Source organism: Nostoc sp. JL23 (genome assembly GCF_017115065.1).
Lineage (GTDB): Bacteria > Cyanobacteriota > Cyanobacteriia > Cyanobacteriales > Nostocaceae > Nostoc > Nostoc punctiforme_A.
Genome location: NZ_JABXKN010000153.1, coordinates 17605 through 37831, shown reverse-complemented (window position 1 = coordinate 37831; position 20227 = coordinate 17605). Strand labels below are relative to the sequence as shown.

Here is a 20227-nt window from a genome sequence, read left to right as displayed (position 1 = left end):
TGGAATTTATATTATATCGGGACAAGCGATCGCAGAAATCGACAAAGAAGAATTAGAGGTTTTCCCAGGAAATTTTATGGCATAGTAAAACACGGTAAGGTTTAGGAGTAATATCTTTGATGAAAAATATTTTCATCTGTGCAGTTGTAATCTGCACAACTTGTATTTACCCGATTAAGACATCAGCAGGAGAAAAACCTTCTGCGATTTTTCATGCATTTAATCAGCAGTACACTGATATTGAAAAGTTTGTCTGTGAAATAGGGAAGCAAGGATATTCTCACATTCAAATTTCTCCAGCCCAAAAATCTAATCCTGCTCCAGAATGGTGGGCACGCTATCAACCTGTAGACTACAGCATTATCGAAGGTAGAGGTTCACTCTTCAATTTAAAAAAACTTATTAGTCAAGCCCACAATTGTAATGTCAAAGTGATTGCTGATGTTGTTTTCAATCACATGGCTAATTTAGATGGCAATGATGATTTTGAAGATTTAACTAAATTTCCAGGCCTTTCTATCAATGACTTTAATTCGGACTCAAACCGTCCAGGAAAAAAATCTTGTAACATTAATTATAGTGATAACAACAGAGATTCAGAAATTAACTGTTGGTTAGGTGGACTTCCTGAATTGAGATTTACCAATAATGTTAAAAAAATTCAAAAAGCTCATCTAAAAAAATTGCTAGATTTAGGGATTGATGGATTTCGGTTTGATGCTGCCAAGCATATCCCAGCAGATGTTGTCAAAGAGTACATCAGCTATGTGGATCAACAAAGTCAAGGAAAAGCATGGAATTATCTTGAGGTAATCACAGATAGCGACACCAGTGCAGAAAATTATAACTGGATTGCTGCTGTCACAGATTTTGTTCTCTACAATTCAATGAAAAATGCCTTCAGCTTTGGTGGAGATTTGCGTTCTCTGCGAGTTCCCACAGCCATAAACGATCCGCGTAGTGTCACTTTTGGCAGAAATCACGATACTATCCGCGAGATTAATTCCAATGCCATTAACCCCTATAGCGATCCTTCTGACTCTTTCCTCGCAACAGCATATATCCTGGCGAGAGAAAGTGGCACTCCTTTAATACTGAACTGGGATAATAGAGATGCTGCTTTTATCAAATATGGTGTCAAATTCCGCCAAATTATGCATCAACGAGGAACTCAAGGAAAAAATACCAAAGAAAATGTTTTAGCAGCAATTGATAGTCCGACTGTATTACTAATGGAGCGAGGCAGTGAAGGATTCTTTGTTGTCAATAAAGGGGAGAATAAATTTAATATCCCAGCACTAGATTTGACCTTGACGAATTTGGATGGATGTTATCGAGAACTCCGTAATAATTTTACTGTTGCTATTGAACGTCGCGATCGCCAGAAAAAATTTATAACTCGTTGGGGAAGCTGGAATAGAGGCGGTATGGAAGTTCAAAAACGCGATGCACTCTATTTTATTCGAGAACCTTTTAATCAATGTCAAATGTAGATGCTCCCTCCTGCTCTTAGGCAAGGCAAGAGACGCGATGAATCGCCGTCTCTACAATAATTAGTCTTTCGTCTTGACGGCGATTTATTGCGTTTTGGTGATGATAAATCATTATTGCAAGCGTACAGATACACTACCTGCATGGGCTGGCAAACCTTCTGCTTCTGCTAAGGTGACAGCTGCTTTGCCTATTGTGTGTAATGATTGTTTGTCACATTCTAAAAAAGTAATTCGTTTGAGAAAGTCGTAAACACTCAAACCAGAGGCAAAGCGGGCAGAACGGGCAGTTGGCAGTACATGGTTGGGGCCTCCTAAATAATCGCCAATCGCTTCTGGAGTATAGCGTCCTAAAAACACGCTGCCGGCACACTTAATTTGATTGGCAAGGAGTTGCGGGTTATCTACACACAATTCCACATGTTCTGGAGCTAGTTGATTGAGCAGTGGTATACTCTCGGCTAAATCACTGACCAGAATCACGGCTGCATAATTTTGCCAACTTGCACTGGCGACTTCTCTGGTGGGTAAATCGGCAAGAATTTTTTCAACAGCCTTGATTACTTGTTGCGCGAAGATTTCGGAATCAGTAATTAAAATTGACTGGGCACTAGGATCGTGTTCTGCTTGCGAAAGTAAATCCCAGGCAATCCAATCTGGGTTGTTCTGGCTGTCGGCTACCACTAAAATTTCTGAAGGACCAGCGATGCTATCAATGCCAACAGTGCCAAAGACTTGACGCTTGGCTTCAGCAACATAAGCATTACCAGGGCCAACAATTTTATCCACTGGGGCAATGCTTTCTGTACCATAAGCTAATGCTGCGATCGCTTGCGCCCCACCAATGCCATATATTTCTGTAACACCAGCAACTTGAGCAGCAGCCAATACGACAGGATTAATCTCACCGCCAGGCATCGGTACTGTCATGACAATTCTTTCAACACCAGCAATTTTGGCTGGTAAGGCATTCATCAACAAAGAACTCGGATAGCTAGCCCGTCCCCCTGGTACATAAATTCCCACTTGCGACAGCGCTACCCAATTCAATCCCAGTTTCACCCCCACTGCATCGGTGTAGCCAATATCTTGCGGTAGTTGTTTTTGATGGAAAGCCACAATTCTCTCAGCAGCAAATTCCAGCGCCGCCAAGACATCGGCAGGACATTGGGCGGCGTGTTCGGCAATAAAGGTTTCGCTAAGATGCAAAGACTGGAGATTATTGCGATCGAAGCGGCTAGTATAGTCCTTGACTGCGGCATCACCACGCACTTTGACATCAGCTAGAATCTCGCGTACTGTCCCACTAACATCAACTGTAACTTCCCGGCGATCGCTTACAAGGGTTTTGAATTTGACAGAAAAATCTTTGTCGGTAGTTTGAAGTAGCTGCATGGACAGTAGCTTAAAAGCAGTGAGGTCAATAATTAGTTTAACTCCTGATTAACTTGCTAGATATGACTGTGGTTTATATCCATCACTCTTTTTCAGATGTAAGCTAAAAGCACAAAAGATTATGAGTTAACATCCTATGCAGCAGTCTACAAGAGGCAATTACCGGGATCTTTGGCGGCAGCTTGTTACTTTGGCTGCAATCTTTGGTGCTTTCTTTATCAACGTAGTATCGAATATTTTTCCACTCAATGGACTTAGCATCGGGGAAATTTCCAATACTTTGTTTAAAAATGTCCTGATTATCCCTGCCAATTACGCCTTCGCTATCTGGGGGCTGATTTACCTGGGGTTGTTTGCTTTTGGGGTATACCAAGCTCTACCTAATCAACGACATGAGCCTGATTTACGTAAGACAGGTTATCTGTTGGCGATCGCCTGTATTGCTCAAAGCATCTGGGTATATCTATTTTTGTCTCGGCTTTTTGCTCTTTCTATCATTGCAATGCTCTTGATTCTGTTGCCCCTGATTGCTATCTATGTGCAGTTAGAAATTGGCAAATCGCGTGTACCTCGGCTAAAAAAATGGTGTATTCACTTTCCGATTAGTATTTATCTAGGCTGGATTAGCGTGGCGACCATTGTCAATGTAGCGTGTGCCTTGGATTTTCACGGGTGGAACGGTTGGGGAATTTCTGCTGTAATCTGGACTCTCATCATGGTATTGATAGCAACAGCAGTTGCAGCAGTTATGGTCATCCAGCGTCGAGACATCGCTTATACAGGAGTAACAGTCTGGGCATTAATAGCGATCGCACTTAAACACTTTGATAACTCAATGCTCAGAAATACCGTATTGGTTTTGGCAATTATCCTAGTTTTAACCGCTACGATTAACCGCTTACGCACCCAACAAGAACATATTTAAGTGTGATAACTTACTCGCCCAGCGTCGGTCAAGAGAGAACTTTCAGCAAGCGTTCGTTAAGCACGCATAATAATGGTCGGTTGTTACACACACCATTCTGATTGTTATTAGCCAGAATAGATAGTTAGAGCCGTAATCGTCTGAAAAGGCCAAAATTTATAGAAATGAAAAATATTCTCTCGATTGGTTGGAATAACTGGTTAAAACGGCATAAAGAATCTGTTTTACTATTTGACTCACTTGCTGCCGCTAATGAGATTGCCCTGATGCTTAACGGTCAATGGGATGGCTGCAATGGTGTAATTGTGACTTCTAGTGATGAGGTAGCTGTTAACACTGCTGCCAAACTACTACAAGCTACATGGTGTTATCAAGGTGCATCAAAAGCTGTTTTAGACAGAGTAACAACTGATGCAATTTTACGCCGTTATGCAATCGGAGAAAGGAATTTTGTTAATGCTAATTTGAGGTGTGCAGTACTTGCATCAGCGAAGCTGAGTGAAATTAACTTAAGTTATGGCTCATTGAGTTGGGCGGACTTAAGTCAAGCCAATTTAAGTAAAGCTGATTTAACAGCAGCAGACCTGAGTCAAGCTAATTTAAGTGGAGCCGACTTGAGTAAAGCATACCTGATGAGGGCAAACCTAAGCGAGGCAAACCTGCAACAAGCTTCACTTCAGGGGGCTAACCTAAGTAGTGCTAACTTAAGTGAAGTCAACCTCACTGGTGCAGATTTAACAGGAGCTAATCTGTCACTAGCAGACCTAAGAGGGGCAAATTTTCACTTGTGCAATTTGAGTGGGGCTAACCTAACAAATGCCAAGTTAATTGAAAGTGACTTGGCTTTTGCTCAACAATAATCGCCGGACTCCGGTATTACCTCTAGTCAGTTCCACCCCAAGTCCAAGTAGGATTGCCATTCTTTAAACTATTTTTTAGCACAACTAGGGGATAATCATTAGCATCAGAGCCACCAGCCAAATCTAAGATAAAGTAAACTTTACCTTTAACAAAGTGCATCCGTAAATAATTAATCTTTCCAGAATAGTCTTGCCCATCAACCTTAGTCATTCCAGCAGAAGCAAAGCATCTAGCATATTTTGGTTTGAGTGTCCCAACCCATGTAACGCTAAAGCTATTACTGACTTGAACAGAGATATTACTGGCATAGGCACTCAGGTTAATAGAGCCATCTGTTGCAAAACTGCCTTCTTGATAAGGACGGGGTTTTTCAGTGACAATAACCTTGCTTGGAGGGAAACCGGAAAATCTAGTTTCCTCCCCCAATACATACGGGGAGGGTTAGGGAGGGGTAATTCAATGACTGGTAGTGATTCCATAACTTGTGTGTACACTGTAGCCATTTACGAGCATCGAACAGCGTCTTTGTCAAACAATAGCCTCTTGCTTAGGCTTTCGCACCGGACGTTTGCGTTCGCTTCGACGAACGCCCCCCGCCATTTTGTACTCATCGCTATTCTTGCCATACTTCGCAGCTACACTGAGTAACATGTGTTCTGTTAGTTCCATCAGCGACTTTTCGGCAACTTCTAAGGCTCCCTGAGTCAGATCCACGGTGGAGAGGCTTGAGTTATAAGCTTCCAACTTGTCTTGCGTTGTTTTGATGACGGTTGCAAAGGAGTCAATTGTTACCCCATTGCCTAAGTCTAAGGTGGGACTGATCGATTTCAAAGCCGCAATCCGACGCTGTGCTTTATCAATTACTTTAGACCCGCGTTTTGGACGTGACATAAATCACTTTCTTGTTATTAATAATGCGTCAGGATAAAAACTGACTTCTACCCTGAACTGTACAGCACTAGGATAAACAGATTTAGGGTTATTTGACACCCGCATAATTCAGTATGTGTTGATTTATTTATGACAAATATATTGAATGGATTTATGTAAATTACCGGGGGTTGTCTAAATTCAATCAACGGCTACCCGAATTCAATAAACAACTGCCCGAATTCAATCAACGGCTACCCGAATTCAATCAACGGCTACCCGAATTCAATAAACGACTGCCCGAATTCAATAAACGGCTACCCGAATTCAATCAACGGCTACCCGAATTCAATAAACGACTGCCCGAATTCAATAAACGGCTACCCGAATTCAATCAACGGCTACCCTGCGGGATCTTGCTACATCCCCCAACCCCTTCTCCCAATTTTGGGAGAAGGGGAGCCAAATTTAAAGTCCCTCTCCCAAGCTTGGGAGAGGGATTTAGGGTGAGGGCAAGGGATTCATGCAAGAAGTCTAATGTGAAGAATATGCTTTAGATGTGTTTTTAAGCAAACACATCTAAGTAAATACGGTAGTATATGGTTAGTGTTAGGTTATTTAGGTATTCTGTATTTTCAAGGTAGATATGCACACAGAATTTCTCAGAAGGAGGGTATAAAAATCTCATTATTTCTCAGTAGTTAACTATTGACTTGAATTTACACCCTGATTAATTTGTACAGTGCCATTCGACTTAGATAGGTTGAGAAAAAATCAGTACTACTGAAAAGCCTTTTCATAGGGTAAATCTTTGATAAATATTACTGCTCCTAATTCTTAAGGTATACGTCAACTTCGGTAAGTATTTTGTGCCCAAAAACAGCACCAAATTCAAGGTTAAGAACTGATAATTACTGAAAAAATGGAATCAGGTAGGTAAAAATTATGGCAAATATCATTGGAACCAGCGGCTACGACATACTACAGGGTGGTACTGGGAATGATACTCTCATTGGTGGTACTGGGAATGATTATTTAACTGGTGGCGGTGGCAAGGATAAATTTGTTTACAACTTGGGTGACGGCACTGATACAATCACTGATTTTGGTGGCATAGGTAAAGGAACTAACCCGACAGCAGCAGTTATTGCTGAAGTAGACACCATCAAATTCCAGGGTACAGGATTAACTGCTCAAAATTTACTGCTGCTTCAGAATGGCAACAATCTGGAAATCTCCTTTGAAGGGAATGCTAATACCCTAGTTATCCTGGAAAACTTCAAACTAGAAAACTTGGAGAATCTGAAAGCTTCTGGAGGTAAACCAGCACTTGGTAATATCCTGTTTGACGGGCAAAATAGCATCACTGACAGCTTTAATGTCCTCGATTCCAACTCTACTGATACTAGCCTGGGCATTAAGAACACAGTAACTTTCCTCAATGATCTCAACAATAACATTACGGGGTTAGAGGACTCAAATGATGTAGTTAATGGTCAAGGCGGTAATGACAAAATCGATGGCTTGAGTGGAAACGATTTGCTGCGAGGTGGTGCGGGTAATGATACCCTCATTGGTGGTACGGGTAATGACTCCCTTATTGGTGGTACGGCTAATGACTCCCTTGTTGGCAATAATCTGCTTTCTGGAGGCTATGGCAATGATTATCTCTCCATCTCTGGCTACCGGAGCTTTAGCTACCCAGACTACGATTACAACTCTCGGTTGTCTGGTAAGAACACCCTCAACGGTGGCGCAGGTGACGATAACTTAAGTGCTAGCGGTTCAACAGGCAATAATTTGCTCTCTGGGGATGATGGCAATGATAATCTCTCCATCTCTGGCTACTACGAAGGAAGTAACTACGGCAACTACGACTCTCGCTCGTCTGGTAAGAACACCCTCAACGGTGGTGCAGGTAAGGATACCTTGAGTGCTGGCGGTTCAACAGGCGATAATTTGCTCTCTGGGGGTGATAGCAATGATTATCTCTCTATTTCTGGCTACTTCAAATACACTCCTAGCAACGACCCGTACTCACCCCGCGACACCTCCATCACATACGATTCTCGCTCGTCTGGAAAAAACACTCTTAATGGTGGCACTGGGGACGATAACTTGGATGCTACTAATTCAAAAGGTAATAACTTACTCGATGGTGGCGCGGGCAATGATTATATCTCTGCCTCTAGCGCCTCTGGCAAAAACACAATCTATGGTGGTAGTGGGAATGATACCCTTATAGGTGGCTTTGGTAATGACATCCTCTATGGAGGCACTGATAGAGATACCTTTGTTTTCAATACTTACAATAAAGGTGTTGACAGTATTTATGACTTCAACGCGACTAATGAACTGATTCAGATATCGGCTGCTGGCTTTGGCGGGGGGTTATCGCTAGGTTCACTTAAGACAAATCAGTTTACCCTCGGAACATCTGCAACGACAAGCAATCAACGATTTATCTATAACGGTGCTACAGGTGGACTGTTCTTTGACCTTGATGGCAGTGCGTCTGGGTTTACTCAGGTAAAATTTGCCCAACTATCTACTGGTTTGTCAGTCAGCGTAAACAATTTTGTGGTTGTTTAATCAGAATTAGCGCTCTTTGATTGCCAAGCGGTAAGGTTTGCGAGGTGATAGTTTTAGCGTCTCGCATTCGATTATTTAATGCAAGCCATTTTGTTAAGCGATCGCGATTATTGCAGAGATAATGCGATGTGCGACTCATTCTTGGAACCCCACTTCCATTCCTCTCCCCGAAAGGTTGAGAGGCTTTGATTCTTGCTCCCCTTCCCTTGTAGGGAAGGGGTTGGGGGTTAGGTTTGAGATAAAGTTTTACACGGCGTGAGATAATACAGCAGAATTCAGAATTCACAATTAAACTTGTTCTTGCTCGACTTGTGTCAGATCATTGGGTGCGCCGCAGGCAGAAATATTGCCTGTAAAATTTATATCCGCCACCAGTTCTGGATGTTCTTGCTTTTGTTGCGTGATTTGTTCGCGGGTGAAAATCTTCGATTCATCAAAACCTAGCTCAATTTCGGTGTGTAAACCTTTGTACTTAACTCGTTTAAGGTTGTAGAAACGTTTGTTGAGAGTGGTTTTTACGAAAGCCTTCAAGCAACCTAAAAGATACTTGCGTTTAAAGGGGTCTTTAACAAACCAATACTCAATGGTTTTGCGGAGGTAAAAACGGGCATAGTTTCGCAGTACTCCTTTGAGAACATCCTCCCGTTCCATTGCATCTGGTTTCATTATTGGGGTGACAAAGTTATATTGGGAATAATCCCGAACTTCTACGCGATCGCCTAATTCTTCAAATAACTCGGAAAATGGCCAAGGAGTAAACATATTCCAGTTAGCCATGTCTGTTTGCCAATCCAAAGCCATCTGATAGGTTTGCTCAATCGTCTCTGGGGTTTCGTTCTCCAAACCCATAATAAATTGAGCCTCAGCAACCATGCCGTTTTGCTTTAACAGTTGAATTGCCCGCTTGTTTTGTTCAATAGTCGTTTCTTTACGGAACAAATTCAACTTCAACTGTGCAGCTGCTTCTGTACCCAAGGAAACATGAACCAATCCCGCTTTCCGGTAAAGAGGTAATTCTTGCTCATCCCGCAATATATCTGTTACCCGTGTATTGATTCCCCAATAAACACCCAGATTGCGTTCGATCAACTCGTTACATAGGTCAATAAATTTAGGTTTATTAATGGTTGGTTCCTCATCGGCAAGAATGAAAAAACCAACTTTGTGCTGTTTCACCAAGATTTCTATTTGATCGACAAATTTCTTGGGAGTGCCAGAACGGTATTTGCGCCAGAATTTCCACTGGGAACAGAAACGGCAGGTGAAGGGACATCCTCTCGCATAGTTGGGAACCGCCACTCGCACGTTGAGGGGAGTATAGATATATTTATTCCAATCTAATAGGCTCCAATCTGGGGTAAGGGTATCCAAATCAGCGATCGGGGGATGGGCTGGTGTAGCGATAACTTGCCCATCTTCTAAGAAGGCAATGCCTAAGATATTGCGGCGCTCTGTACGATCTGTACCATTAGCGATCGCATTCAGCAAATTAACTGTAATCTCTTCTCCTTCTCCGCGAATAATGTAATCTACCCAAGGAGCTTCATTGAGAACTTCATTGTACATATAGGTAGGATGAACCCCACCCATAATTGTCTTGGCTTGAGGGCAAACTTCTTTAACTATCTTCAGGGTTTTTTCAGATTGGTAAATCATCGGCGTGATTGCTGTTGCCAATACGACATCCGGCTGATGTTTGGCGATCGTTTTTGCTAAAGCATCATCTGGAATATCATCAGTCATGGCATCAATAAAGCAAATATCGCTCAAGCCAGCCGTCTTTAATGCCCCACCAACATAAGGAACCCAAGAAGGTGGCCAATTACCAGCAATTTCTGCACCACCAGAATGATAATTGGGTTGAATCATCATAATCCGCATAATCTACCTCCTAATTCTTACTAGACTAGTACCGCAAGGCGGAATTAAAAATTAAACATTAAAAATGAATACAGCATAAGGATTTCGTTGATTTGGAATGATTGGTTTATTTCTGCCGTGTTGTACTAGAGGAATCAACAATTGAAAATATCTTGCCTTAAACAACACAAAAATCAAAATAAAAACAAAGAAAGACTGATGGATAAATTCTTGCTAATCGAGATGAAATAAATATGCAAAAACCTACCAATTGAATTGCTGGTAAAAATTTGTTATTTTACGATTATTATTTTTACCATTTAAATTAATTCACTACATAACTATACAGCTATGCAACCTTGATGACAAAGAAATTTTCTCAAAACTTAATCTTCATAAACCTTCTACTGAGTTGCATTTGCAATCAGGTATCATAAGGGATTAATCAGACTTCTAATGAACTGCGGTTAATTATTTCTTAATAAAGGAATCGCCAGTTAGAGACTTGATATCAAAACTAAACAATTAAAAATTCTTTTATGCTAAAAATTTCTAACCTCAACGTTTATTACGGCGAAAGCCATATTCTCCGCAACGTAGATTTGAGCGTACCATCGGGGCAAATGGTTTGCCTAATTGGACGCAATGGTGTCGGAAAAACGACCTTACTCAAAACTATCATGGGTTTACTCAAACCCCGCAGCGGTACTATTAATTTAGCTGAAGAATTAATCAACTCCAAATCCCCAGACCAAAGGGCAAAGTTGGGAATTGGTTATGTTCCCCAAGGGCGAGAAATTATACCTCGGTTGACAGTTAAAGAAAATTTACTGCTGGGGTTGGAAGCTAGACGCAAACCAGTAAAAAAAGCAGAAATTTCAGAGGAAGTTTTTAGCTTATTTCCGGTGTTAAAAACCATGCTTTCGCGGATGGGTGGTGATTTAAGTGGAGGACAGCAGCAACAATTAGCGATCGCACGTGCTTTAATGGGAGAACCTCAATTACTCGTCTTAGATGAACCCACCGAAGGTATTCAACCCTCCATCATCCTAGAAATTGAAGCCGCAGTCCGTCGCATCGTCGAAACTACAGGTATTTCGGTATTATTAGTAGAGCAACATTTACACTTTGTCCGTCAGGCTGATTACTATTACGCCATGCAAAAAGGTGGTATTGTCGCCTCCGGTTCCACCACCGAACTTAGCCAAGATGTGATTCAGCGCTTTTTAGCTGTTTAATTTTGGAGATATCTATATCAATAGTATCAGAAGCAATCAAGTCTGCTGCTTCTTGTAAAAGCTCATGCTGTTCCTTTTGAATTGCTTCCAAGCGATGAGAAATTTCTGCTAATCGCTGTTGTTTCTTTGGTTGAAAATTTTCAGGTAGTAAAGCTGGTAGATTATCAGTTTTTTTTGAGTCTGTGATTTGTTGAACAGCAAAACTGCCAACTTTAGTTAAGGATTGAAAACTAACTTTAATCAAAGCCTGAAGCAATTTGAACGGAACTTTGAGTATTGACCAACTAGCGGTTTCAATTAAGCGGACAATTGCTTTGATGATGCTCCAAAGTAGAGCAAGTGCAAACAGCAAAATTACTACACTAATAATTGGGTGATTAGTCGCCCAACCTAGTATTTGAACTAACCTAAAAAATATTGGATGTTGTGTCAACCAATCACTTGCAGAAGATGCGATCGCATTTTTAACTGCGCCCGATGTTGTACTCTTAAATTTATCAGCAGTTTGCCAAGTTTGTTCTAAGCTTGTCGTAACTGTATCAATTGCTTTATCAGTTGTTGTAGTGGCTGTTGTCTTCAAAGACTCACCAGCTTGTTGTGCTGAGTTACTTAGAGAGTTAACACTTCCACCCACAAAATCTTTCACACTTTGCAAGCGTTGTAAAACTCCGTTAGTCAAATGTATGTTTATTTGGGATGTCATAAAACATTTTACCGAGGTTGAAATCTAACTCGCAACCCATCTTTAGGGCGATTAGTGGGAACCACAACTTCCTCTAAACTTTGATTGGGTAATATCTCCCAATGATAATTGCGTAGAAGATGAGCAGCAACAATCTTCATTTCCATTTTGGCAAAGGCTAGGCCAATACAGATGCGTGGCCCACCGCCAAAACCAACTAAACTAAAAGGATACTTTTTATGTTCTTGGCGCTGGGGACTGAAACGGTCTGGCTCAAACAGGTCTGGTTCAGAATAAATTTCTGCAATTCGGTGAGTAACTCCAATTGAATAGTATAACTGCCAACCAGCAGGAACTTGATAACCTTTAAACTCAAAGTCTTTAATTACGCCACGAAACCCGCCTCCAACAGGTTGATGCAATCTTTCAACTTCCCATAAAACCTGCTCTAAATAGGGCATTTTCCCCAATTGTTCTAAATCCAAGTCACCTTTACTTGCAAGTTGCAATTGTTCAACTCTTGCTTTTTCGAGTACTTCTGGATGACGGGCTAACTCTACACACAACCAAGTCAGCATCGAAGTAGTAGTTTCATGTCCAGCAAAGAGTAACAGCACCGCTTGGGCAATGAGTTCTTTTTCGCTGAGGCTATTACCATCTTCATCTCTAGCTTGGATTAACAAGCTGATGGTATCTTTTGTTGGGTTTTGCTGGCGTTCTCTGACAACTTGAGTTAGATGTTCTAAAATCTGATTACGAGCGGCTATAGCTTTACCAAATGTAGTAAATGGTAAGGGCAACGGGTTAATAGCAAACAGCCCATTGGTCAAGGTTGTAAACAACTCGCTCAGGCGCACGCATTCAGGCCCAGGACGCGTACCCAACAGCAATTGACTAGCAATATCAAATGTCAGCTGTTTAAATTCTGGAAACCAAGTAAACTCCTGTTTTTTCTGCCACTTTTGCAGATAACTACGTGTAATATCTTCCATTGTGGAGACATAATTCGCCAATGCTGGGCCATGCAATGCCGGCATCATCAAGCGGCGGTTTCTGCGGTGTTCTTCTCCATCTTGCAGAAAAAGTGATTCACCCAGTAATGTCTTGAAATTATCAGGCCATCCCTCGCGCCAAGAAAAATTCTCCATTTGGCTTGACAAAACCAACTCTAATGCTTCCGGCCCGACCATCACTACAGTCGGTCTGCCAAGAAGATGAGTTTTGAAGATGGGCCCATACTGGCGATAGCGCTTTTTAGCGAAATCGCGGTCGAAAAGAAAGGAGAGTGTTTCACCTAATACAGGTATACCAAAGCTTCCAGGAGGAATTTGATGACTTTTCATATCTCTAAGGGTAGCTATGAAAAAGTTAACACGATATTCCAACTCTGCTGCGTTAGCAAAGCTCGCCGTAGGCATCGCAGCACCCCAAAATATTCTTAGTACTTTCAAATATCTTTATCTCTTGTACCAATAACCCAAAACCTGTCATCTGTCATTACATTTATTAAGATTACATAATAAATTTACAGAAATTTAATATTACTTTTTATTCAATAAAATTGCTGAACGTTAAGATGTTGTGGATCTATTGTTGAAAAGTAAAAATTCTATGCATTTGGATTTACCACAACTGATTAAATCACTCGGCTATTTTGGGGTCTGGGCGATTGTATTTGCTGAATCTGGCTTGTTAATTGGTTTTTTTCTGCCTGGGGATAGCTTATTGTTCACCGCTGGATTTGTTGCATCTCAGAATTTATTGAACATTTGGGTTCTAATAATTGGTGCTTTTATTTGTGCAGTCTTAGGTGACAATGTTGGCTATGTGACTGGGCATAAATTTGGCAGAAGACTATTTAATAAGGAAGATTCATGGCTGTTTCATAAAAAACATCTTGTGAAAACTCAAAACTTTTATCACCAGCACGGTAAAAAAACGATTGTTTTAGCACGCTTTTTACCCATTGTACGGACTTTCGCGCCCATCGTGGCTGGGATTGGTGCAATGCATTATCGCACATTTATGTCTTACAACTTAATTGGTGGCTTTCTTTGGACATTTGGCATTACCCTATTAGGGTTTTTCTTAGGAAAATCTCTGCCACCTGAACAGGTAGATAAGTATTTGTTACCGATTATTGGATTAATTATAGTTATTTCTTTAGTACCATCGATTATTCATTTGGTACAAGAAAATAGAGCAAACAAAAGTTGAAATATTTTTTGTAGCTCTTTAGTAGATGTTTTATTGTAGAGACAAGTATATTGATTTACTGAAGCCATAAACATCAGAGCTTGATGATACCCTCATGAGCGACAAACAAAAGGATACAGAGCAACTAAATTTATTTATGGGAATTTTGAATTTTGAATTTTGAATTCGGAGTGTTCGCCCTTGCCGTCTCGAAGAGAAGCGACGTGACTTCCTTAAACATCAACCTCTATCTGTTCCTAGAAAATCTCCTCTTTTTCCTAATTGCTACACTTTTTATTGTGGTTGTGAACTGGGGGTGGAAAAACACCAAGCCTTATACTCTACCTTTACCATTTCCCGGTTGGTATAAAATCTGGTTTGGCTCAGTGATACTGCTAGGAGTAGTGCCGCCATTAGTGGTTATCCTATTGTGGGGTGTATGGTGGGGCGATCGCACGGTCCTAACTGTGCTTGGTTGGTATTTTATCGTATTCGGGTTGCAAATCATCTCTGAAAGCGTGGCACTCAGGCAGTTGCAAAATGTCGTCTGGGTGATGGTTCCTTATATATATCTCCCTTACCGCTTCTGGCAGTTGTATGAGGGTTTGACACTTTTGGATTCTACAAGCGAGTTGCAGTGGGTACGATATTTATTGATTTTTGAATTAGTGCTGTGGATTGTTAACTACGCTATAGATGTATCTCAATTGCCACGGCTGTTTCGCTGGGAAGTACAATCAAATGACGCTAGCTAGGGATTAATCGCAGAATTAGCCATTTTTACTAAAAAAGTGCGATCGCCTGCTTTTAATCCAAAAACATATTGCACACCCTGTTGTCTCCAAGTCAAGGTAGCATCTGAGCAACCAGCACCACAAGTAAAATCTACAAAATAACCAGTAATGCCCTTAGCTAAGGATACACGTTTCCCAGTCAGGCTCGGTGTTTTACGGGTTATGGCTTCAGCAGAAACAACGCCTAAACGACAGGCAGAAGCACCATTACAGTCTGGACTATAACCCAGTAAAATATCATACTTTTTTTGCGTAGCAGCTTCTATAGTTGCGTAAATTGGATTTTCCCCATCCGACTCAGGAATGAACTTTGGTAAAAGAATCCGAATTTGAGTTTTTTGCTTTAATTTAGGCAGAATAGATTTAAAAACTGGGTGTGACTGAGTTTTACTCTGCTGTGCTATCAATTGGGACTGGTTGTTTATATTGGCTATGGCTGACTTGTGAAAGCTGCTGACACTGATTAATAAAAATACGGCACACACAGCACTAGTATTTCTAAAGCTTAAAATCATCTTTGAAAACCTATTTGATCAAAAGTACTTATTTGTAATACCCAGATTTAGTATAAAAATACGCATTTAACAGATGAAGCGATCGCTGGGAATAATAAAGACAAAATTAATCAGCCAATACCAATATACAATTTAACAACTCTTATCCGCCCACGGTCTAAATTACAACAATATTAAGTTTTGTTGAAGTCGAGTTTTTCCATCTATTGTTGGTGCGATTTAGCATACACAAGTACTAAAAACCTCGATCGCTTAAGGTAATCTAACCGTTTTTATACCCAGATGAATATACTCTCTGCGTATTTTTTATGAAAAAAAGATTCATCCCAATATATATTTCTGCATTCTTTTGGGAATCATAAATCGAGGAAGAATTATACACCATAAGGTATTACTTCCTGAAATATCACGTAACTTTTAGAGGATAATTATGTCTAAACGCAAGTTGCCCAAAGGTCGTAGTGTTAGTTCAGTTGCTCTAGAACCAGAAGTTGCGATCGCAATTCTGGGGTTGTTTTCCGCTGCGGCTGATGGTGAAGGTATTTCTTCCACAGAAGAATATGCTTTGAGTGAATTTCTCGGTCGGGTTGACTTATTTGAAGATTACTCTGAAGAAGACTTTGAAGAATTGACCGAAAAAGTCGTCAGCTTGATTGAAGAAGAAGAACCAGAAGATTTAATCGCCCAGTCTATCGAATCCTTACCCAATAGAGGTTATCGTGAAGCTGCATACATCACAGCTATTTTAGTAGTAGGGATTGACGAAGAAGTACCCGAAAACGAACAAGATTATATCTCTGAACTTCAAGAAGCCTTAAATATTTCAGACGAACGCGCACAAGAACTTATAGACGAAGTGTTCGGAGAAGAAGAAGAAGAAGAGGAAGAAGAGGAGTAATATTTTTTGACTTGCAACCTCATACCATTTTGGATTTTAGATTTTGGATTGTGAAACATCCATTGGATAAGTGTTTCAGTTTTCCATCTATCGCAATCATTTTTCAAATTGGTATCAGTCATCTACCATCTTTAATTTGGGGTTGCTAAATTTAGAAGATGAAATAATTTTGTTTGAGTTAAGTTGTTCAGATTCCCGACTTCATGAAGAAGTTGGGAATTTTGCATTGTATCAAAATTAACATTTTTCCCATAAAAGTAAAATATCCTTGAGCGATCGCCATTCAACTTTCACATCACGTTATCATCAGATATTGTGGAATTTCCGTGCGTAACTCGATAGCATCTATGACCGCCTCTCACTCCGAAACTCCATCTACCAAACCCGACGCAAGTACTTTTATTTCTGACCATCTACAGGTGGATCGCAGTAAGCTAAGTCAAATGTACTTGCATTATGTCGAGACGAAGGATAAATATCCTCACGCGGTATTGCTGTATCGGGTAGGAGATTTCTTTGAATGCTATTTCCAAGATGCTGTAAAACTAGCGCAAGAATTGGAATTAGTTCTCACTAGTAAGCAAGCTGGGGAACAAGGACGGGTGGCGATGTCTGGTGTTCCGCATCACGCTTGGGAACGCTACGCGACGATGTTAGTAGAAAAAGGCTACGCAGTAGTAATTTGTGACCAAGTGGAAGATGCTTCTGAAGCTGCTGGGAGATTGGTGCGGCGGGAAGTAACGCGCATTCTTACACCCGGCACTTTGCTAGAAGAAGGAATGCTCAAATCCAGTCGCAATAATTACTTAGCAGCAGTAGTAATTGCCGCAAATCATTGGGGTTTAGCCTATGCAGACATCTCTACAGGGGAATTTCTCACCACTCAAGGTAGCGATTTAGAACATTTGACCCAAGAATTAATGCGCTTACAACCTTCAGAGGTGTTAGTTCCGACAAATGCGCCCGATTTAGGTAGTTTGCTGCGTCCGGGAGAAACTTCGCCACATCTTCCTGAGTGTTTGCCACCATCATTTTGTTATAGTTTGCGATCGCAACTTCCCTTTTCTCAAGGTGAAGCTAGACCTAGATTATTGCAGAAATTTAAGGTGCGATCGCTCGAAGGACTCGGTTGCGATCATCTTCCCCTCGCCGTTCGTGCGGCCGGCGGTCTTCTGGAATACCTGGAAGATACTCAAAAAGAAAACCCAGTCACTCTTCAAAGACTCCGCAGCTATACTGTCACTGACTACTTAATTGTTGACAATCAAACCCGCCGTAATCTGGAAATTACCCAAACCGTTCGGGATGGCACTTTTCACGGTTCCCTACTTTGGGCGTTAGATAAAACTAGTACAGCGATGGGTGGGCGGGCTTTGCGGCGGTGGTTGTTGCAACCGCTACTCGATATTAAAGGCATTCGGGCGCGGCAAGATACCATTCAAGAATTGATGGAAAATACGCCCCTGCGTCAAGATTTACGGCATTTATTACGCCAAATTTATGATTTGGAACGTCTTACAGGAAGGGCGGGTTCTGGTACAGCGAATGCTAGAGATTTAGTAGCTTTGGCAGATTCCCTCTCACGTTTACCGGAATTATCCAACTTAGTAGTTGAGACACGTTCTCCCTTCCTGAAAGCTTTGCAGAAAGTACCAAGTGTGTTGGAAGAATTGGCACAAAAGTTACACGCACATCTTGTAGAGTCGCCACCCATATTAATTAAAGAAGGCGGATTAATTCGCCCTAGTGTAAATCCCCTGTTGGATGAAAGAAAGGCGACTGTAGAAGCAGACCAGCAATGGATTGCCAACTTGGAAGTTGATGAAAGAGCTAAAACAGGAATTTCCACACTGAAGGTAGGATTTAACAAAACCTTTGGTTACTATATCAGTATTTCCCGCAGCAAAGCTGACCAAGTACCCGCTAACTATATCCGCAAGCAAACTCTGACGAATGAGGAACGTTATATCACCCCAGATTTAAAGGAACGAGAAGCGCGGATTCTGACGGCGCGGGATGATTTAAATCAGTTGGAATATGAGATTTTTACGGCGTTGCGAGAAGAGGTAGCGCAAGAGGCGGAAGTAATTCGCAATTTATCTCGTGCAGTGGCGGCGGCAGATGTGTTGTGTGGTTTAGCGGAGTTGGCGGTGCATCAAGGTTACTGTCGTCCCGAAATGTTGCCAGGAAGGGAGGTTAACATTGTTGATGGTCGTCATCCTGTGGTGGAACAGTCTTTACCTGCGGGTTTCTTTGTGCCGAATTCGACGCAATTGGGAAGTGAGGAAACGAACCACAGAGGCGCGGAGGACGCGGAGGAGAAGGAGGAGAGTTTTCCCGCACCTGACTTAATTATTCTGACTGGGCCAAACGCGAGTGGCAAAAGTTGTTATTTGCGTCAGGTGGGATTGATTCAGTTAATGGCGCAGATTGGTAGTTTTGTACCAGCGAGGTTTGCTAGATTGGGAATATGCGATCGCATTTTCACCCGTGTCGGTGCAGTAGATGATTTAGCGACTGGTCAATCTACCTTCATGGTGGAAATGAATGAAACCGCAAATATTCTCAACCATGCCACATCTAGGTCGCTGGTATTGTTAGATGAAATTGGTCGCGGGACAGCCACATTTGATGGTCTTTCCATAGCTTGGGCGGTGGCAGAATATATAGCAGTTGATATTCGGTCACGGACAATTTTTGCCACGCATTATCATGAATTAAATGAACTGGCTAGCATTATACCGAATGTGGCTAACTATCAGGTGACAGTGAAAGAATTACCCGACCAAATTATCTTTTTGCACCAAGTTCAACCAGGAGGTGCTGATAAGTCTTATGGAATTGAAGCGGGAAGATTGGCAGGTTTACCAGCCGTAGTTATTCAACGCGCAAAACAAGTGATGGGGCAAATTGAAAAACACAGTAAGATTGCGATGGGGCTGCAAAATCTCGATGGGTAATACCAAATTTAATGTGAAGCTGCACTAAATGAGTAACTCGCTATTCTTGGCGCTCTTTTCTAACGAGACGCTACGCGATGGCGTACTTGGCGGTTCGTTTAATATTCTGTGCATCTTCATACAGAATTGGTATAAGCAAGTTCGTAGTAAGGACTTTAGTCCTTATTTTCTAAACACTAAAGTGCTTACTACAAACCGAGGTGTTAATTACTGCCGAAAAATTTCTACTTTTTGTAACACCACTTCTTGATTCGGACGATCTCTAGTTGTAGGCACATTAGCAATCTTGCTAACTATATCTAGACCTTGGACAACTTCACCAAAAACACTATGTTTGTTGTCAAGATGAGGCGTTGGTGCTTCTGTAATGAACCATTGCGAACCATTAGTACCGCGTCCGGCATTAGCCATCGACAGGATACCTGCACCAGTGTGTCTCAATTCTGGATGAAACTCATCCTCAAATTGATATCCTGGGCCACCAGTACCCCATCGATTGGCTGTATCTAGATAACGACTCAGAGGATCGCCACACTGAATCATAAAATCAGGGATGACCCGGTGAAAGCGAACCCCATCGTAAGCTGGAGTTCCTTTACCAGATTGACCAGTTTTAGGGTCTTTCCAGTCGATTGTTCCAGTTGCTAGACCGACAAAATTTTTGACAGTGTTGGGGGTTCGCTCTTCTTCCAAACGAACTACAATTTCACCCAAGGAAGTAATTAAACGAGCGTGCAGTGTTCCATCACCGGGAATATTAATTTCTGGAAAATTCATGAGCTATCCTATGAATGAAAACTAGCCAGTATTTGACCTACGATAAGCTTATCAGCATTCAAGTTATCTCATATCCACATAATTAGTTATGATTTCCACAGCCATTGCAACCCACCTCCAGCCTTGGTAAGGGGAGGGGAGACAAAGCGTAGCTTTAGCGGGGTGGGGTGATTC

The 20227-nt window shown here is 41.5% G+C and carries 18 protein-coding genes; 9 read left to right on the top strand and 9 right to left on the bottom strand.

Annotated elements, in window-relative coordinates:
* Nucleotides 1-119: 119 nt before the first annotated feature.
* The gene (locus HWQ42_RS33020; protein WP_292819694.1) at nucleotides 120-1493 is read left to right on the top strand and encodes an alpha-amylase family glycosyl hydrolase; all 1374 of its coding nucleotides are present in this window, start codon (nucleotides 120-122) and stop codon (nucleotides 1491-1493) included.
* Between the two features lie 111 nt (nucleotides 1494-1604).
* On the opposite strand, the gene hisD is transcribed toward HWQ42_RS33020, so the two are convergent.
* Nucleotides 1605-2885: a histidinol dehydrogenase gene (hisD, locus tag HWQ42_RS33015; RefSeq protein ID WP_292819691.1), complete on the bottom strand. Its 1281-nt coding sequence runs from the start codon at nucleotides 2883-2885 to the stop codon at nucleotides 1605-1607.
* A gap of 136 nt (nucleotides 2886-3021) precedes the next feature.
* Between hisD and HWQ42_RS33010 the strand changes: the two genes are divergently transcribed.
* Both HWQ42_RS33010 and HWQ42_RS33005 read left to right on the top strand, forming a co-directional pair.
* Nucleotides 3022-3810, top strand: a complete 789-nt coding sequence (locus HWQ42_RS33010; RefSeq protein WP_292819688.1) for a tryptophan-rich sensory protein — start codon at nucleotides 3022-3024, stop codon at nucleotides 3808-3810.
* 164 nt (nucleotides 3811-3974) lie between these two features.
* Nucleotides 3975-4670 carry a pentapeptide repeat-containing protein gene (locus tag HWQ42_RS33005; RefSeq protein WP_292819685.1) on the top strand — a complete coding sequence of 232 codons (696 nt, stop codon included), beginning with the start codon at nucleotides 3975-3977 and terminating at the stop codon, nucleotides 4668-4670.
* A gap of 22 nt (nucleotides 4671-4692) precedes the next feature.
* Here the strand turns inward: HWQ42_RS33005 and HWQ42_RS33000 are convergent, their stop codons facing one another.
* Both HWQ42_RS33000 and HWQ42_RS32995 read right to left on the bottom strand, forming a co-directional pair.
* Nucleotides 4693-5097: a hypothetical protein gene (locus tag HWQ42_RS33000; RefSeq protein WP_292819682.1), complete on the bottom strand. Its 405-nt coding sequence runs from the start codon at nucleotides 5095-5097 to the stop codon at nucleotides 4693-4695.
* 102 nt (nucleotides 5098-5199) lie between these two features.
* The gene (locus HWQ42_RS32995) at nucleotides 5200-5562 is read right to left on the bottom strand and encodes a hypothetical protein (RefSeq protein WP_292819679.1); all 363 of its coding nucleotides are present in this window, start codon (nucleotides 5560-5562) and stop codon (nucleotides 5200-5202) included.
* Nucleotides 5563-6486: 924 nt separating this feature from the next.
* Here HWQ42_RS32995 and HWQ42_RS32990 point away from each other — a divergent pair.
* Nucleotides 6487-8133: a calcium-binding protein gene (locus tag HWQ42_RS32990; protein WP_334813387.1), complete on the top strand. Its 1647-nt coding sequence runs from the start codon at nucleotides 6487-6489 to the stop codon at nucleotides 8131-8133.
* Here the strand turns inward: HWQ42_RS32990 and HWQ42_RS32985 are convergent.
* Together HWQ42_RS32985 and bchE are read right to left on the bottom strand one after the other, a co-directional pair.
* Nucleotides 8105-8272, bottom strand: coding sequence for a hypothetical protein (locus tag HWQ42_RS32985; RefSeq protein ID WP_292738588.1), 168 nt, complete (start codon nucleotides 8270-8272; stop codon nucleotides 8105-8107). The two genes, HWQ42_RS32990 and HWQ42_RS32985, sit on opposite strands and share 29 nt — an antisense overlap.
* Before the next feature lie 149 nt (nucleotides 8273-8421).
* A complete protein-coding gene (gene bchE / locus HWQ42_RS32980; RefSeq protein WP_292819676.1) occupies nucleotides 8422-10014 on the bottom strand; it encodes a magnesium-protoporphyrin IX monomethyl ester anaerobic oxidative cyclase in 1593 nt (530 codons plus the stop codon).
* A 518-nt stretch (nucleotides 10015-10532) separates the two neighbouring features.
* Here bchE and urtE point away from each other — a divergent pair.
* The gene (gene urtE, locus HWQ42_RS32975) at nucleotides 10533-11231 is read left to right on the top strand and encodes an urea ABC transporter ATP-binding subunit UrtE (protein WP_099101646.1); all 699 of its coding nucleotides are present in this window, start codon (nucleotides 10533-10535) and stop codon (nucleotides 11229-11231) included.
* Here urtE and HWQ42_RS32970 read toward each other — a convergent pair.
* Both HWQ42_RS32970 and HWQ42_RS32965 read right to left on the bottom strand, forming a co-directional pair.
* Complete coding sequence (locus HWQ42_RS32970) at nucleotides 11194-11934, bottom strand: hypothetical protein (RefSeq protein WP_292819673.1); 741 nt, start codon at nucleotides 11932-11934, stop codon at nucleotides 11194-11196. The genes urtE and HWQ42_RS32970 overlap by 38 nt on opposite strands.
* 8 nt (nucleotides 11935-11942) lie before the next feature.
* Nucleotides 11943-13256, bottom strand: coding sequence for a cytochrome P450 (locus tag HWQ42_RS32965; RefSeq protein ID WP_292820266.1), 1314 nt, complete (start codon nucleotides 13254-13256; stop codon nucleotides 11943-11945).
* 268 nt (nucleotides 13257-13524) lie between these two features.
* On the opposite strand from HWQ42_RS32965, the gene HWQ42_RS32960 reads away from it, so the two are divergent.
* Nucleotides 13525-14130: a VTT domain-containing protein gene (locus tag HWQ42_RS32960; RefSeq protein WP_094349357.1), complete on the top strand. Its 606-nt coding sequence runs from the start codon at nucleotides 13525-13527 to the stop codon at nucleotides 14128-14130.
* A gap of 203 nt (nucleotides 14131-14333) precedes the next feature.
* The gene (locus HWQ42_RS32955) at nucleotides 14334-14864 is read left to right on the top strand and encodes a hypothetical protein (RefSeq protein ID WP_292819668.1); all 531 of its coding nucleotides are present in this window, start codon (nucleotides 14334-14336) and stop codon (nucleotides 14862-14864) included.
* On the opposite strand, the gene HWQ42_RS32950 is transcribed toward HWQ42_RS32955, so the two are convergent.
* A complete protein-coding gene (locus tag HWQ42_RS32950) occupies nucleotides 14861-15418 on the bottom strand; it encodes a hypothetical protein (RefSeq protein WP_292819664.1) in 558 nt (185 codons plus the stop codon). The genes HWQ42_RS32955 and HWQ42_RS32950 overlap by 4 nt on opposite strands.
* Before the next feature lie 430 nt (nucleotides 15419-15848).
* Between HWQ42_RS32950 and HWQ42_RS32945 the strand changes: the two genes are divergently transcribed.
* Nucleotides 15849-16316: a tellurite resistance TerB family protein gene (locus tag HWQ42_RS32945; protein ID WP_292819661.1), complete on the top strand. Its 468-nt coding sequence runs from the start codon at nucleotides 15849-15851 to the stop codon at nucleotides 16314-16316.
* A gap of 347 nt (nucleotides 16317-16663) precedes the next feature.
* Nucleotides 16664-19276 (top strand): DNA mismatch repair protein MutS, encoded by a 2613-nt coding sequence (gene mutS, locus HWQ42_RS32940; protein WP_292820263.1) that lies wholly within the window; start codon nucleotides 16664-16666, stop codon nucleotides 19274-19276.
* 207 nt (nucleotides 19277-19483) lie between these two features.
* Here mutS and HWQ42_RS32935 read toward each other — a convergent pair whose 3' ends face one another.
* A complete protein-coding gene (locus tag HWQ42_RS32935; protein ID WP_292819658.1) occupies nucleotides 19484-20053 on the bottom strand; it encodes a peptidylprolyl isomerase in 570 nt (189 codons plus the stop codon).
* Nucleotides 20054-20227: the final 174 nt, after the last annotated feature.

Bases quoted from the DNA above. Each gene is read 5' to 3' on its own strand.
- HWQ42_RS32945 (WP_292819661.1), top strand. From the start codon at position 15,849: ATGTCTAAACGCAAGTTGCCCAAAGGTCGTAGTGTTAGTTCAGTTGCT.
- HWQ42_RS32985 (WP_292738588.1), bottom strand. From the start codon at position 8,272: ATGAGTCGCACATCGCATTATCTCTGCAATAATCGCGATCGCTTAACA.
- hisD (WP_292819691.1), bottom strand. From the start codon at position 2,885: ATGCAGCTACTTCAAACTACCGACAAAGATTTTTCTGTCAAATTCAAA.
- bchE (WP_292819676.1), bottom strand. From the start codon at position 10,014: ATGCGGATTATGATGATTCAACCCAATTATCATTCTGGTGGTGCAGAA.
- HWQ42_RS32965 (WP_292820266.1), bottom strand. From the start codon at position 13,256: ATGAAAAGTCATCAAATTCCTCCTGGAAGCTTTGGTATACCTGTATTA.
- HWQ42_RS32990 (WP_334813387.1), top strand. From the start codon at position 6,487: ATGGCAAATATCATTGGAACCAGCGGCTACGACATACTACAGGGTGGT.
- HWQ42_RS33020 (WP_292819694.1), top strand. From the start codon at position 120: ATGAAAAATATTTTCATCTGTGCAGTTGTAATCTGCACAACTTGTATT.
- HWQ42_RS33005 (WP_292819685.1), top strand. From the start codon at position 3,975: ATGAAAAATATTCTCTCGATTGGTTGGAATAACTGGTTAAAACGGCAT.
- HWQ42_RS33010 (WP_292819688.1), top strand. From the start codon at position 3,022: ATGCAGCAGTCTACAAGAGGCAATTACCGGGATCTTTGGCGGCAGCTT.
- urtE (WP_099101646.1), top strand. From the start codon at position 10,533: ATGCTAAAAATTTCTAACCTCAACGTTTATTACGGCGAAAGCCATATT.
- HWQ42_RS32970 (WP_292819673.1), bottom strand. From the start codon at position 11,934: ATGACATCCCAAATAAACATACATTTGACTAACGGAGTTTTACAACGC.
- HWQ42_RS32950 (WP_292819664.1), bottom strand. From the start codon at position 15,418: ATGATTTTAAGCTTTAGAAATACTAGTGCTGTGTGTGCCGTATTTTTA.
- HWQ42_RS32935 (WP_292819658.1), bottom strand. From the start codon at position 20,053: ATGAATTTTCCAGAAATTAATATTCCCGGTGATGGAACACTGCACGCT.
- mutS (WP_292820263.1), top strand. From the start codon at position 16,664: ATGACCGCCTCTCACTCCGAAACTCCATCTACCAAACCCGACGCAAGT.
- HWQ42_RS32995 (WP_292819679.1), bottom strand. From the start codon at position 5,562: ATGTCACGTCCAAAACGCGGGTCTAAAGTAATTGATAAAGCACAGCGT.
- HWQ42_RS32960 (WP_094349357.1), top strand. From the start codon at position 13,525: ATGCATTTGGATTTACCACAACTGATTAAATCACTCGGCTATTTTGGG.